The 14,534-nt window shown below is 45.5% G+C and carries 17 protein-coding genes; 9 read left to right on the top strand and 8 right to left on the bottom strand.

Annotated elements, in window-relative coordinates; translation table 11 throughout:
- Positions 1-8 precede the first annotated feature (8 nt).
- Positions 9-1,364, bottom strand: a complete 1,356-nt coding sequence (locus tag JO154_RS11770; RefSeq protein WP_291945604.1) for a Mur ligase family protein — start codon at positions 1,362-1,364, stop codon at positions 9-11.
- A 149-nt stretch (positions 1,365-1,513) separates the two neighbouring features.
- Between JO154_RS11770 and JO154_RS11775 the strand changes: the two genes are divergently transcribed.
- The 4 genes from JO154_RS11775 to aroQ all read left to right on the top strand — a co-directional run bounded on the left by JO154_RS11775 (position 1,514) and on the right by aroQ (position 3,130).
- Complete coding sequence (locus tag JO154_RS11775; RefSeq protein ID WP_291945607.1) at positions 1,514-1,669, top strand: hypothetical protein; 156 nt, start codon at positions 1,514-1,516, stop codon at positions 1,667-1,669.
- A 7-nt stretch (positions 1,670-1,676) separates the two neighbouring features.
- The gene (gene ytxJ / locus JO154_RS11780; RefSeq protein WP_291945610.1) at positions 1,677-2,006 is read left to right on the top strand and encodes a bacillithiol system redox-active protein YtxJ; all 330 of its coding nucleotides are present in this window, start codon (positions 1,677-1,679) and stop codon (positions 2,004-2,006) included.
- A gap of 94 nt (positions 2,007-2,100) precedes the next feature.
- Entirely contained in the window at positions 2,101-2,673 is a 573-nt protein-coding gene (locus JO154_RS11785) for a UbiX family flavin prenyltransferase (protein WP_291945614.1), read from the top strand.
- Positions 2,674-2,716: 43 nt separating this feature from the next.
- Positions 2,717-3,130, top strand: coding sequence for a type II 3-dehydroquinate dehydratase (gene aroQ, locus JO154_RS11790; protein WP_291945616.1), 414 nt, complete (start codon positions 2,717-2,719; stop codon positions 3,128-3,130).
- A gap of 61 nt (positions 3,131-3,191) precedes the next feature.
- On the opposite strand, the gene JO154_RS11795 is transcribed toward aroQ, so the two are convergent.
- From JO154_RS11795 to JO154_RS11820, 6 genes are all read right to left on the bottom strand, one after another.
- Positions 3,192-3,977: a glucose 1-dehydrogenase gene (locus JO154_RS11795; RefSeq protein WP_291945618.1), complete on the bottom strand. Its 786-nt coding sequence runs from the start codon at positions 3,975-3,977 to the stop codon at positions 3,192-3,194.
- Positions 3,978-4,047: 70 nt separating this feature from the next.
- Positions 4,048-4,950, bottom strand: a complete 903-nt coding sequence (locus JO154_RS11800; protein ID WP_291945622.1) for an AraC family transcriptional regulator — start codon at positions 4,948-4,950, stop codon at positions 4,048-4,050.
- A gap of 140 nt (positions 4,951-5,090) precedes the next feature.
- A complete protein-coding gene (locus JO154_RS11805) occupies positions 5,091-6,197 on the bottom strand; it encodes a M42 family metallopeptidase (RefSeq protein ID WP_291945625.1) in 1,107 nt (368 codons plus the stop codon).
- Positions 6,198-6,243: 46 nt separating this feature from the next.
- Complete coding sequence (locus JO154_RS11810) at positions 6,244-7,089, bottom strand: UbiA family prenyltransferase (RefSeq protein ID WP_291945628.1); 846 nt, start codon at positions 7,087-7,089, stop codon at positions 6,244-6,246.
- 56 nt (positions 7,090-7,145) lie between these two features.
- The gene (locus JO154_RS11815) at positions 7,146-8,684 is read right to left on the bottom strand and encodes an acyl-CoA carboxylase subunit beta (RefSeq protein WP_291945631.1); all 1,539 of its coding nucleotides are present in this window, start codon (positions 8,682-8,684) and stop codon (positions 7,146-7,148) included.
- 97 nt (positions 8,685-8,781) lie between these two features.
- On the bottom strand, positions 8,782-9,237 hold the full coding sequence (locus JO154_RS11820) for a hypothetical protein (protein WP_291945634.1): 456 nt from the start codon (positions 9,235-9,237) through the stop codon (positions 8,782-8,784).
- 152 nt (positions 9,238-9,389) lie between these two features.
- On the opposite strand from JO154_RS11820, the gene JO154_RS11825 reads away from it, so the two are divergent.
- Positions 9,390-10,373 (top strand): acyl transferase, encoded by a 984-nt coding sequence (locus JO154_RS11825; protein ID WP_291945636.1) that lies wholly within the window; start codon positions 9,390-9,392, stop codon positions 10,371-10,373.
- Between the two features lie 57 nt (positions 10,374-10,430).
- Positions 10,431-11,300, top strand: a complete 870-nt coding sequence (locus JO154_RS11830) for a hypothetical protein (protein ID WP_291945638.1) — start codon at positions 10,431-10,433, stop codon at positions 11,298-11,300.
- Here the strand turns inward: JO154_RS11830 and JO154_RS11835 are convergent.
- On the bottom strand, positions 11,275-11,994 hold the full coding sequence (locus JO154_RS11835) for a hypothetical protein (RefSeq protein ID WP_291945640.1): 720 nt from the start codon (positions 11,992-11,994) through the stop codon (positions 11,275-11,277). The genes JO154_RS11830 and JO154_RS11835 overlap by 26 nt on opposite strands.
- Before the next feature lie 569 nt (positions 11,995-12,563).
- Here JO154_RS11835 and JO154_RS11840 point away from each other — a divergent pair.
- The 3 genes from JO154_RS11840 to JO154_RS11850 all read left to right on the top strand — a co-directional run bounded on the left by JO154_RS11840 (position 12,564) and on the right by JO154_RS11850 (position 14,531).
- Positions 12,564-12,902: a hypothetical protein gene (locus JO154_RS11840; RefSeq protein WP_291945642.1), complete on the top strand. Its 339-nt coding sequence runs from the start codon at positions 12,564-12,566 to the stop codon at positions 12,900-12,902.
- A gap of 68 nt (positions 12,903-12,970) precedes the next feature.
- Entirely contained in the window at positions 12,971-13,807 is an 837-nt protein-coding gene (locus JO154_RS11845) for a DUF692 domain-containing protein (RefSeq protein ID WP_291945644.1), read from the top strand.
- The gene (locus tag JO154_RS11850; protein ID WP_291945646.1) at positions 13,782-14,531 is read left to right on the top strand and encodes a DUF2063 domain-containing protein; all 750 of its coding nucleotides are present in this window, start codon (positions 13,782-13,784) and stop codon (positions 14,529-14,531) included. Before JO154_RS11845 ends, JO154_RS11850 begins: the two co-directional genes overlap by 26 nt.
- Positions 14,532-14,534: the final 3 nt, after the last annotated feature.

The following is a 14,534-nucleotide window of genomic DNA, read 5'->3' on the forward strand; positions in this document are numbered from 1 at the left end:
TTTAGTAATTAACCGAGCAATTTGGACAGTCCGTTGAAGTCGATACCATCATAAGTACCTGAGCTCATCAGCAACAGGTTGGTATGGTCGTATGCTTGTTTTTCAAGGAAAGCCTCAAAGGTAGCACGGTCTGTAAAGATATGCAGGTCATTTCTGCCGAAGCGGGCTTTTACCAGTTCGGGGTCCAGATCAGGCATACGTTTTATTTCGAGGGCATGTTTGCTGTAGAAGACGCCTGCTACATCTGCCGGGTCCATGGCGCCTGCATATTGGGTCAGGAAGTCTGCATTGAGACTGCTATACGTATGCAGTTCCAGTACGGCAATCAACTTGCGGTCTGGATATTGTTGTTTTACCGCTTCCATGGTGGCTTTCACTTTGGAAGGCGCATGGGCAAAATCGCGATAAATAGCGCTGCGTTCATTTTTAGCCACCAGTTCCAGGCGTTTAGCGGCTCCTTTGAAACCAGCAATGCCGGCCAGGAATGCCTCGTCGGAGATACCCAATTCATTACATACCAGCTTAGCCGCGTGCATATTCAGCAGGTTGTGACCGCCGAATACTTCCAGGTCAGCGAAGCCTTCATCGAAAAAGACCCTCGTTACGCCATTACGTATCATATGGATAGGCATGTTGTAAGGGATCAGCTTCAGATGGCGTCCTTCCTGGGCTACTAGCTCAGCAAGTTCTGTATCACTGCTGTTATAGATCAGTACACCACCGGCTTCCATGGTACGCAGAAAGATGGCAAACTGCTCTTTGTATATCTCGTAGGTAGGAAAAACGTTGATATGATCCCAGGCAATACCCGTCAATACGGCTATCTGTGGATGCAGGAAATGGAATTTCGGCCTTTTTTCGATGACGGAAGCCGGGTATTCATCTGCCTCACATACGATTACCGGGGCGTCTGTGATGTTCACCGACTGTGCAAAACCTTCCAGTTTAGCGCCTACCAGGTAGTCGAACTGCTTGCCGCTATGTTGCAGTACATGCATAATCATAGCGGTGGTAGTGGTTTTACCGTGACTACCGCCAACGGCTACACGGGTTTTGTGGATAGATTCCTGGTAAATGTATTCCGGGAAGGAATATATTTTCAGGTTGAGTTCTTTGGCACGGATCAGCTCTGGATTGTCGGCCCGAGCGTGCATGCCAAGGATAACGGCATCCAGGTCTGGGGTAATTCTGGTAGCGTCCCACCCGGTGGAAGGGGGGAGGATTCCGGCCTGCCTGAGGTTGGAAAGGGCGGGTTCAAATATTTCATCATCACTGCCGCTCACTTCATACCCTTTGATTTTCAAGGCTATGGCTAACTGGTGCATCACACTTCCTCCAATCGCTATAAAATGTACTTTTGTCATGGCGTTTTTAAGATCACTACCAGATATATAGTGTTGTTTTTTATAATGTATTTTTTATCTTTGCAAAATAACGTTAACAAACACGATTAAAAAAGAGATCGTATCATATTTCCTGTGAAATTTCGTTTTACTTATTTAAAACTCCCATCATGAAACCTTACGTAAGAATTTTGGGCTGCACCGCGATGTTATTTATCTTTGCAGCTTTCCTGACATCCTGCGCGACGCATCAGAAACTGGGCTGCCCTATGAGAGGAATGGGGATGGTGCCTACGCATAACGCAGACCAAATCAAGCATTGCTAATTCAAAAATGAACTGGATAACGTTAACCGATGAGGAGCAATTGCAGCAAATTAACGCTGCATCTGCAGAGCAAACAATCGCCATTTTCAAGCACAGTACTCGCTGTTCTATCAGTTCCATGGCCAAATCCAGGCTGGAAAGGGCAGCAGTTCCCAGCGCGTTAACGTTTTATTACTTGGACCTGATTTCCTATAGGTCTGTATCCAACGCTATTGAGGCATTGTATGGCGTGCCTCACGAATCTCCGCAAATATTGCTCATCCGCAATGGTAAATGTATCTATGACGAAAGTCATAACGGTATCCGCATGGAAGAAATTGCGGAACATGTGGCCTAAATAATATTCGTGACAAGATATTGATAAAGGTCCGCCATGGCGGACCTTTATTAGTTTTTAGGGAGACACGACCAAAAATACCTAGCTTTGCTCCATGAAGCATCGTATAGTTGTAGCTGTTACTGGAGCCAGCGGCTCTATATATGCCCGTCAGTTGCTAAACAAGCTGGCAAAGGCACAGGAACAGTTGGATGAAGTGGCCGTTGTGATGACGGAGAATGCCAAAACAGTATGGCAGACAGAACTAAATAATACCGAATACCTAGATATTCCCTTTAAATTTTACAGTCAGCAGGATTTCCATGCGCCCTTTGCTTCTGGCTCCGGACGTTTTAATACCATGATCCTCTGTCCTTGCTCCATGGGCACACTCGGACGTGTTGCGACGGGCATCTCCAATGATCTGATCACCCGTGCCGCCGATGTGGTGCTGAAAGAAAGACGTAAGCTCATCTGCGTTGTCAGGGAAACGCCCTATAACCTGATGCATATACGAAATATGGAAGCGGTGACATTGGCCGGTGGGATTATCTGCCCAGCTACTCCCTCTTTTTACAGCGTTCCGAAAACCATCGAAGAAGTGGCGGATACCGTGGTAGACCGTATCCTGGATCTGGCAGGTGTGGAGATCAAGACTTACCGCTGGGGCAGCGATAGCAATAGTTAAGCGGATTATTTATCTTAGTGCCCGTATCTTTCTTACTTATTTTATGCAGATCGTAATTATAAACGGCCCAAATCTCAACCTCCTCGGAAAAAGAGAACCAGGCATATATGGCAATGAATCTTTCGAAGATTACCTGGAAACATTGAAAAAGACCTTTCCACAGGTGAATTTCACGTACTTCCAGAGCAACGTAGAAGGAGAACTGATTAATTACCTCCACCAGGTGGGCTTTTCCGCAGATGGTATTCTCCTGAATGCTGGCGGTTATACCCATACTTCCGTGGCTATCAGAGATGCGATTGCCGGTATTAAAACCCCTGTGATCGAAGTACATATCAGTAATGTATATGCCAGGGAAGAATTCAGACATACTTCCTTGATTGCACCTAAATGTGTGGGGTCTATCTGCGGACTAGGTATGAAAGGATATCAATTGGGTGTGGAATATTTCCTGTAAAGGATTGTACATATCTTAAAAAATGTGGGCTGGGCAAAGTTGTTTGTCCAGCCCACATTTTTTATAGACGTTGACCTCCAATCGCCAATCCGCCATCTACGGCAATACTTTCTCCTGTAACAAAACGAGCGGCAGGGCTGCTCAACCAAAATACCAATTCAGCTACTTCTTCGGGTGTTCCAAATCGGCCTACTGGCGCATGTTTCATCAAGGGCGCCATCCATTCCGCTGCATTTTCAGCAGGAAAGAAGCGGTCAAACATAGGGGTATGGATATAACCCGGTTGCACGTTGTTGACGCGAATACCCGCTGGTGCCAGTTCTACTGCCAACGCTCTGGTCATGCTATCCAGCGCCGCTTTACTGGCGGAATAAACAGCAGACCCAGGAAAAGCACCACGGGCGAGCCAGGAGGAGGTATTTACAATCGCGCCACCTTCTCCTTGACGCTTAAACTGCGCCACCGCGTATTTGGAACCAAGCCATACTCCTTTCACATTGATGCGCATTAGCTCATCAAAGGAGGATTCCTGTGTATCGTCGATGAGTGCAAATTGCCCTTCAATACCAGCATTGTTGTAGATGACATCTAGTCTCCCAAACAACTGAACGGTTTTATCAATCAGTTGAGATACTTGCTCACTCAGGGAAACATCTGTTTGTACATAAGCCACTTCCTGGCTGATTTGTTGGAGTTGCGCAACGGCTTTCTGGCCTTCTTCCTGTCTGCGTCCTGCAATCACGACTTTCATTCCATGTTGGAGGAATAAAGCTGCTGTGGCTAATCCTATACCTGTAGTTCCTCCTGTAATAACGGCTACTTTGCCTTTCATTGATTCGTTTGTCATAGTTCAATTATTTATGACAAAGGTCAATAAGCGCCGATTTTAAAAATTATGCCATTCAAACGGAAAGTTATTAATTGGCGACAATCGTTTTTCGAAACTGGTTTGGTGTGAGAGAAGTATGTTTTTTGAAGAAAGTGTTGAAATTAGAAGAATGTTCAAACCCAAGCGTATAGCCAATTTCAGAGATATCCCAACTGCTGCGTTGGAGCAGCGATTTGGCCTCTTGGGTGATCCGGTCGGAAATCCATTCTGTAGTGGTTTTTCCGGTCACTTCGCGGAGGGCTCTGTTGAGGTGGTTGGTGTGGATGTTGAGTTGCAAGGCAAACTCATTGGCGTTCTTAAATTGTATGGTCTGCTGTGGAGAGTCAATGGGGAACTGTAAATCCAGCAACTCCATAAACAAACTGCTGATGCGTGCTGCTGCATTGCCAGACTGGTACTGGTCTACCGGGGCTTGCAGCTTTAACGCTTCATGCATGATAATCTGCACGTAGTTATTGAGTACCTCGTTTTTATTGGCATAATCCGATTTGTTTTCGGATATCATGCTTTCAAAAATCTGTGTCAATAACATGACGTTGGCTGGTTCCAGGTAAAAGAGGTGATCGCCGCCTACTTTGAATAACGGCGACTGTGCCAGGCTTCCATTCCGTAATGCAGGGGTGATGAAGTCTTCAGTAAAAACACAGAAATATCCTCTCTGATCAGTGGTAGTAGGCTCCCAGGAGTAGGGTATCCAGGGGTTCGAAAATATGATGCCAGGCCGCCGGATATGAATAGTTTTGTCTGCATACCCTACAATACCCTCTCCGGAAGTAACCATCGAAATCTTATAAAAGTCTCTCCTGTTGGTGGGTAGGGGCGTCACATCGCAGGCAAATTCTTCTCTTTGGTAAACGAAAAAATTACCTCCTCCGGCAAAAGGTTGCCCATGCCTATCATAAAAACCCACGATTGTTTCTTTCCTGCTCATACTATAAAGATAACCATATTCAAAATTCTTTCCAGCCAGTCGTCCCTGCCCGCTGGACCGGGACGACTAAAAAGATCAACACCCAGCATTGAGGTCGCAGACGTCAATGCTGGGTGTTGATATGGTATTGTAAGAAACGATTAATCCTTCAGGTAGTTGAAATTTGTTTTCGGCGTGATGGTGAGCAGGGTATGATAAATCAACTGAATGGTATTTTCAATATCCTCTTTTTTCACCATTTCTACGGTAGTGTGCATATAACGCAGCGGCAGACTGATCAATGCAGATGGCGTACCGTCATTAGAATAGGCAAATGCATCGGTATCGGTACCGGTACTGCGACTCACCGCATGTAACTGGTAAGGAATCTCGTTCTTTTTAGCTGTTTTGATGATGAGATCGCGCAGGATGTTGTGTACAGCAGGACCGTAAGTAATGCTAGGACCAGCGCCACATTTGATTTCCCCTTCGATGTTTTTGTTGATCATCGGAGTGGTGGTATCGTGGGTTACATCCGTGATGATAGCCACATTCGGCTTGATACGTTTGGCGATCATCTCTGCACCACGGAGTCCTACTTCTTCTTGTACCGCATTCACGATATATAAACCGAAAGGCAGTTCTTGTTTCTTTTCTTTCAGAAGGCGGGCTACTTCGGCAATCATGAAACCACCGATACGGTTATCGATCGCGCGACAGATGTAGTAATCGTAGTTCAGTTCTTCAAAGCCATCTTCGAAGGTACAAACGCAACCTACGTGGATGCCCAGATCTTCTACTTCTTTACGGTTACGAGCGCCGCAGTCCAGGAAGATGTTTTCTACCTTCGGTTGTGGTTCTTTACCGTCAGCACTGCGCAAGCGGGTGTGGATAGCAGGCCATCCGAAAACTGCTTTTACAATCCCTTTTTCTGTATGTATGTTTACTCTTTTTGAAGGAGCAATCTGTTGATCAGAGCCACCATTACGGATAACATAGATCAGACCTTCCGGAGAGATATAGTTTACGAACCAGGAGATTTCATCCGCATGGGCTTCAATTACCACCTTAAAGGGGGCTTTAGGGTTGATAACACCCACTACAGAGCCATACGCATCTACCATATGTTCATCGATATATGGCGTGATATATTTCAGCCACAATTTCTGTCCTTCTTTCTCAAAACCGGTAGGAGATGGGTTGTTCAGGTAATCTTTAAGGAATGCGAGGGATTCCTTCGTGAATATTGATTTCTGTTTCTTAGACATAAGCTTCCAGATTGTGATCGAACAAATGTAATTTATTTTGACAATTTCACATGCAGTACACCAGCAGTAGCTGAATAACGGCAGATAACATCATGAAACCGTCCAGTACAAAGTAATAGAGGTAATCGGAGTTATCCGTCCATGCTTTGTGAGTAATCAGTGCAGTGGCCATTACAGCCAACAGCAGGCTTACTATTGCCAGCGTATCCGCGTAAGGCGACAGCGCCCCAGCCGTAACGGCTGCGAGCAGCAAGGACGCAAAATATACCCGTAACAGGTTCTTTGTGCTCAGATGTGTGATCAGACTGCGTATCCCGGCCTTCTTGTCTTCCTCTAGATCCCTGTTGTCAAACAATATACAAATGGCATATACTAGTGCGAAACGGTGCAGGGTAAATAGTATAACCGGTACAGTAGCTGCATGATCTGCGATCAATGCAGGTAGTACAGTCGTCACGTACGTCCATACAAAGGTGAGGAACAGGGTTTTACCTACGGCAATTTTACTCAGCCAACGGAGGGAGGGATGTGGCACTTTTGGCGCCGAATAAAGGAAGGTTAAGAAAGCGCCTCCGCAGAGCTCCAGCCAATGTACCCGCAGTTGCCAGAAGAAAAATGCAGATCCGATAGCGCCGATCGTACAAAATACCAGCATCAACTTTCGATGGCGGCCACCCCAGTGGATACGTTCAGAATGGGAAGTGGGATCATCGGGAGTAAGGTACCAATGGAAATTGTAACTGCAGATAGTGGAGAAGAAAACAAACAGATAGAAATTACTTTGGTCATACTGAAGATGGAGCAGACGGTTGGTCTGCCAGATCATCATCAAGGCACAAAGTGTTATCCAGAGTGATGAATTGACAAAAAAATTGAATAGCTTTTTCAACATGCGCACGACATTAGGTAAAGTTGCAGGGGCTGCTGTTTAGGCAACCCCTAACTCCATTACAAAGGTATATTGCCGTGTTTTTTTCTTGGCATGTTTACCACTTTATTTTCAAGCATTTTAAAACCTTTTATCAGTTTTACTCTTGCCTGAGAAGGAACGATAACCTCATCAATGTAGCCTTTTTCTGCGGCCAGATAAGGGTTTGCGAATCGTTCGGTATAGTCGTTAACCAACTCATTCATGCGTACTTCAGGGTTTTCAGCGGCATCAATTTCTTTCTTGAAAATGATTTCCACCGCGCCTTTTGCGCCCATTACTGCGATTTCCGCCTGTGGGAAGGCAAAATTCAGATCGGCCCCGATATGCTTTGAGTTCATCACGCAGTAAGCGCCACCGTAGGCTTTGCGGGTAGTTACCGTCAGTTTAGGCACAGTGGCTTCACTGAGGGCATACAGCAGTTTAGCGCCGTTGGTAATGATACCGTTCCATTCTTGGTCTGTACCTGGGAGGAACCCTGGTACATCCACGAGTACGAGCAGTGGTACGTTAAAGGCATCGCAGAAGCGGGTAAAGCGGGCTCCTTTTACAGAAGCGTGGATGTCCAGTACGCCGGCCAGGTGGGCAGGCTGATTGGCCACAATACCAATACTTCTACCTGCGATGCGGGCGAAGCCTACAATCAGGTTTTCCGCGAAGTCTTTATGTACTTCGAAGAAGCTATCGGCATCTGTCAGTTCTGCGATTACTTCCTTCATATCGTACGGTTGGTTAGGGTTGGCTGGAATCAGTGTATCCAGTTTCTCCCTTACCTCGTTTCCTAACGTGTAGGGGTATACGGGGGCAGTTTCTTCGCAGTTCTGCGGAATATAGCTAAGCAGTTGTTTGATGTATTGGATACATTCCACCTCGTTGGCACAAGCGAAATGGGTAACGCCGCTTTTGGTAGCATGGGTTTGAGCGCCACCGAGTTCTTCGGAGGTCACTTCTTCATGCGTTACGGTTTTCACCACGTTCGGACCTGTAACGAACATATAGGAGGTTTGCTCCACCATCATGATAAAATCGGTGATGGCAGGAGAATATACGGCGCCGCCGGCACAAGGCCCCATGATGGCGCTAATTTGTGGAATAACGCCGGAAGCCCTGGTATTACGGTAGAAAATATCTGCATAACCGCCTAAGCTCACCACCCCTTCCTGGATACGGGCGCCGCCACTGTCGTTCAGACCTATTAACGGAGCGCCATTGTCCATGGCCAGATCCATGATCTTACAGATTTTGCGGGCATGTGGTTCAGAAAGACTACCACCATAAACGGTAAAGTCCTGGGAGAAAACGTACACCAGACGGCCGTTGATGGTACCATAGCCGGTAACCACGCCATCGCCGAGGAATTGCTCCTGGTCGAAGGTGAGGCCCCTGTTACGGTTGTTAACCAGCATATCCAGTTCTTCAAATGAGCCTTCATCCAGCAGGAGCTGCAGCCTTTCGCGGGCAGTCAGTTTCCCTTTCTTGTGCTGGGAGGCAATTCTTACTTCACCGCCACCTAACTTGGCTTCGGCTATCTTTGACTGTAGTTCTTCTATTTTATTCATCGCGGAAAAATCTGGTGGTAATTTAAAGATAAAATAAACGCCGCAGTGTTGCGGCGTCTATAAATTTTTTATCTGAAGGGGTGAAAAACGGCTGAAATTACAACCTGGACTTAAAAATCGGGATACGCTTGGTTTTGATCGTATCGCTGATATGACCAGCCCTATCTTGTATAAAGACTTCCAGCCACATGCTATCTGGACGGTCTCCTGTATGTTCAATCCAGCGTTTGAAATCAATTTGGTCCAGTCTTAATCTTACCTGTGCATTTACACTTTTGCCATAATTTTGGCCAATATCGGGCATATGCTTTTCTCCTTGCGTTTCTGCGAGGGGATTAGGAATGAAATAATGGATCTTATAGAAAATAGAAGAATCGATATCACCATCACCATCTTTTACACGGAACATCGCTTCAAAAGATTGGGTATTGCTATCGATAGAGGGAATGGAATAACCTTCAAAAGAAATAGTGGGTATCGGGCCATAAGAATCCTTGTTACAGGATAGTACCACAAAGGCAGCAAACAGGAATAATAACAGGAATTTCTTCATAAAACAAACCTACATTAATTTAGGTAATATACAAATATATCGTTGTATCCCGGAGGTACTGACTAAGTAACGTTTTTTTATATCAATTGTTACTTGCTGCGGCTAAATTTATTCTTCTCTTTACCTTTGCATTGATTTAAAGTATCTAACAGATGAGTGGAGTATCACCAGATAACATTTTTACCCTACAGCCGGAAGGCCTGGAAGTCTTAGCCCTGGAGCTTTTTCGTTTTCAATATCGCGAGAATGATATCTATCGCGCCTATACGAATGCCCTGCATATCCGTCCTGAGGAGGTAAAAAGCATGCTGGAGATACCGTATCTCCCGATACAATTCTTTAAAACTCACCGGGTTGTTTGTGGCAACTTCGCACCAGAACTGGTGTTTGAAAGCAGTGGTACTACGCAAACGATCAATAGTAAGCACCTGGTAAAGTACAGCGATATCTACACCCGCAGCTTTATGACGGCTTTTGAGCAGTTTTACGGGAAGGTGGAAGATTATGTTATTGTGGGATTGTTGCCTTCCTACTTGGAGCGCCAACATTCTTCCCTAGTGCGGATGGTGCAGGTGATGATCGAAACGAGTGGAAAACCGGAAAGTGGCTTTTATTTATACGAACATGCCAAGCTGGCGGAAGAACTGCAAAAGCTGGAAGCCCGCGGCCAGAAGGTGCTGTTAATCGGCGTTACGTTTGGCCTGCTGGATTTCGCAGAGAACTTCCAATTGAATCTGAAAAATACCATTATCATGGAAACCGGCGGGATGAAAGGTCGCCGGGAAGAATGGACCCGACAGGAAGTACATGCCTATCTAAAAGAACGTTTGGGCGTAGACGTGATACATGCCGAATATGGCATGACCGAATTATTATCGCAGGCGTACTCCAAAGGAAACGGCCTGTTTATGACCCCGCCATGGATGAAAATCCTACTCCGAGACGAAAATGATCCCTTTGATATCAAAACTGGAAAAGGCGCAGGTGTGATCAATGTAATTGACCTGGCCAATATTTATTCCTGTGCATTTATTGCCACGGATGATATCGGTAAAATGCAGGAGGATGGCCGCTTTGAAGTGCTAGGCCGCCTCGATAATTCCGCCCTGAGAGGCTGTAGCCTAATGGTTAGCTAATTGTTTTATTGTAATTTATTTTAATGTAAATTGCCCGGGTATATAACACCTATGCCTATGAAACGGGTAATGATGCTACTCGTATGTACCCTAATGTGGGCCGCCTCCATGGCCCAAGAGACCATTATTAAACAAATCAAGGATGGATTCCGCCTGGAAGGCCCTCGGAAAGATACCCTCCAGATGGACGACGGACCTTATGAAGCAGTAGGAGGGAAGCCACTTGCCGGCCCTTCGTTGATTATTGGCGGAGATAAGAAAATACAGGTGGATACCGCCTATGATTTTGATGTAGCGCTTTATCAAAAGGTGTATCGCAAAACCTCAGATACTGCATCCCCGCAGGAAGTGAATGAAATTCTGACCATGTACCACAGTGAACAGCCACAACTGGCCATTCTGATGTACAATCTGGTTAATAAAGCGAAGTATATGTATATCGCGGATTTCAATCATGCTTCGCAAGTCAGTGTAACGGCTATACATAATATGGGTAGTGGTGAGAAAGAGCAACTGGATTTGCATGATATGTCGCCGGTTTATCCCGGAGAGCCTGATTTCAAGGACCAATTACAACCTACTGGAACGGCGGAGGAAATCCTTGGCGTAAGATGTCATATCTATGAATGCGAGCTTGAAACGACCGTGGATACTGCCGGTGCCCCAGTATTAGTGTCTGCTAGGGTTTGGATACCAGAAAATATACACCAGGTATTCGGAGGGTATATCCATATCCGTGAGCCTTACCGTCAGCAGTTGCAAGATATCTCGGAGGCGGGAAAGCTCCTACCAGTAGCGGTTCCGCTTAGAAAGGAACTGCGTTATAGCGATGGTACGCTGCTGTACACGGTACCTTGGGATATGATTACCCAGGAACCCCGTCGGTTAAATGTTTCAGATATTATTCAAGCGTCGATCCATTCTTAGCCATATTCAGCAATGCCGGTAACTTGGTCGGCTCATGCATGATGGCGGAGAGGGTTTGCATGTAAGGGAAAGAGTGGTGATCCATACCGAAACGGTTCAGCAGGTATACGTCCAACTGTTCGGGAGAGGTATGGCCTTGGATATAATCGCCCAGGTAAAAGAGGAAACGTTGTTGTTCTTTTTCTGTCAGCAGGACCAGGGCTACTTTGTCTTTCAGGACTTGGTGTTGCTGGCTGCTGAAAATTTTCAAGGCTTTTTCGTAATGTTCGAGGGTTAATTCCTGGTGATATTGGGGCAGGAGTTGGGTGCACATATAATCTACCGCCACATCATCAAAGAAGCCGGCGCCCATATCCGTATGTGGTTCATTGTGCCAGGTGGCCCATTCCAGGAAATCGGAAGAACTGATATCGCCTGCCAGCATGGCTTTCAAGTGGTGGATCATACCTGCCCGGGTAGGCGTTGTTTCCACGGCATGTGGCATTTCGGTTAGTACCTGCTGATAAAAATCCTCATTAACAGTGCTGGCTGTAGACAGCAGCATCTGCGTTACTTCTTGCCCCACCGCAACAGAGGCGGCCTGTACAGGGGCTATATCGGCTAAGACTTCCGCTTTTGTTTTGTTTCCACGCAAATAATCCTTCACCAGTGCAACAAAGAAGGTGGAAGTTACAGGAGGCGTTTGATTGTTCATGGCCTGTTAATTAGTTTTAGCAAGTCACCTGAAACTACCCGTTTAGGTATAGTATATGGATGTCCGTTATAAAATTTTGCCGGAATAGCCGGCAGGTAGTTGTAGTTACCGTCATGTCAAAAATAATACAAATTGGGTTATTAACATTTTTTTCGGGCGACTTGTAAACTAAATCCTACATTTTTACGTAACCATTAATACAATACCCGGCAGAAATCGATACAGCAGAAACAGATGGTCAGCATCACCAACTGACTACCTTGCTGAACTATCTGCTTTCGAAGTGGTTATTGTATAAGCATATTTAGGGAGACAGCCTGGCCTTTGTATTCAATATCTTTTCCTGAGCCTGGCAATTACCTGTAATAGCGAGTTCAACAATTTAGGCGCTCCCTTTTCTAAAACCATCATGTATTGAAATAAACGTAGCGCGGAAAAGAAATTATGTTTATCCGGCTGGTGGTAAGGTTGGGTAATTTTGTGTTAGTTAGGAATCCGTATTTATTTGTGATACTGTGCGCTTGAAACCTGTAATGCGTTTTTTTTACTCAGTTATAAATTCTCAAAACATGGAAAACAAATCAGTTAACAAGAAAGTAATTTTCTCCGGATCTCTTGTTGCCGGCGCTATCCTTGGACTGGCTACACTGGCTAATGCAAACCCTGTAAGCTACACCAATATGGGAAGTGGTACTTCCGTAAGAAGTACGCTGACAGGCAATGGTCATGTCATGACTACAGAAATGAAATGCAGTGGTAAAGACTCCGCTAAAATGAAACATGAAGGTAAATGCACTCCAGGCAAATGCTCTCCAGGAAAATGTGCAGGCGCTCCTAAAAAAGGAAAAGGTGGTAAAGCAAAAGGCATGGCTAAACCAGCAAAAGACACTACCAAAGGTGGCATGTAATATACTCATACAGGAAGACAGGTGATGAGCCCTGTCTTCCTGTTTCTTTTATCGCTAAACATCATCTTATGGTAGGTATTGGATTCCGACGGGAGTTTGCGGAGGAGCTAATTGCCGGTGAATTAATTCGGCCCGATTTTATTGAATTCGCTCCCGAAAACTGGATGCACATCGGTGGGCACTGGAAGAAATTATTGCATCAGGCAGTAGAGAAATACCCGGTGCTATGTCATGGATTGTCCTTATCTATTGGGAGTCCTGAGCCATTAGATCAGGAATTTCTGCGTCATGTGAAATCATTCCTGGACGAATACCAGATCCAGCTTTACTCTGAACATATCAGCTATTCCAAATGTGATAACGCACATATGTATGACCTCTTGCCGGTGCCTTTCAGGATGGATGCGGTGAGGCATATCTCCTCGCGTATTCAACAGGTACAAGACTTCATGGAACGGCCGCTGGTGATGGAAATCGTGTCTTACTATACCCCGGTAGCAGCAGAAATGAGCGAAGTGGATTTTATCTGTGAAATTGTGCGCCAGAGCGGATGCCAGTTGCTATTGGATGTGAATAATGTGTATGTGAACGCCTTCAATCACCAATATGATGCGAAGGAATTCATATCGCAACTACCCCTCGATAAAGTAGGCTACATTCACATGGCAGGCCATGAAAAAGTACTGCCAGATCTTATCATTGATACGCATGGGGAGGCTATCATTGACCCCGTGTACGACTTATTCGAATGGACCATACAACGGCTGAAACCCGTGCCGGTATTACTGGAACGGGATTTAAATATTCCACAATTACCAGCGTTGCAAGGAGAACTGAATAGACTGAAATCAATTTGTAACAAACATTGGAGTATCAGCCATGCACTTGTCGGCGGAAACATATAATATTCAACAAGCTTTTTCCCGCTACTGCCTCACGGGCAAAAACCGCAGGATTACAGGGGTACAGCCCGATCGCCTCAGTTGGTATCGGGAGATGGTCTTTAATATCCTGACGGAGGCCCTGGAAGCTGCATTCCCCATCGCTTATGCAAATCTTCCACAAAGAAAGTGGGACAGTATGACGCAGGATTTTTGCAGTCATCATGCCTGTAAGTCGTATCAATTGTGGAAGATGCCGCTCGAGTTTTATACCTACGCGGTAGAGCATAGTTGGGATGAAAAATATGATATTCCTTACCTGAACGATTTGCTAAGTTTTGAATGGGCAGAACTAGAGCTATACAATATGGAAGATCTGCCTACACCTGCATTTGTACCGCAGGGAAACTGGTTACATGATGTGATCCTGCTTAATCCAGAATACCGATTGCTAGCCTTTAAATATCCAGTCCAAAAAGAAACTACCCGGCGGAAATTGTTGCAGCAAGTTGGTGCTTGGTTTGTGTTGCTATACAGGATACCTGTGACAGGTCAGGTGCAATTTGTTGAATTATCGCCCTGGCTGGCCTTTGTGGCAGAGCAACTATATGCAGGGATAACGTTGTCGGATATACTGGAATATGCCCCTCAATTGAATATAACAGTAACGGATACACTAGCATCGGATACTATTACATTTCTTCGTGAGATGCAGACCCGGCAATTAGTGCTGGGATTTCAACCCTGATAT

It is taken from the genome of Chitinophaga sp. (assembly GCF_019236475.1).
Taxonomy (GTDB): domain Bacteria; phylum Bacteroidota; class Bacteroidia; order Chitinophagales; family Chitinophagaceae; genus Chitinophaga.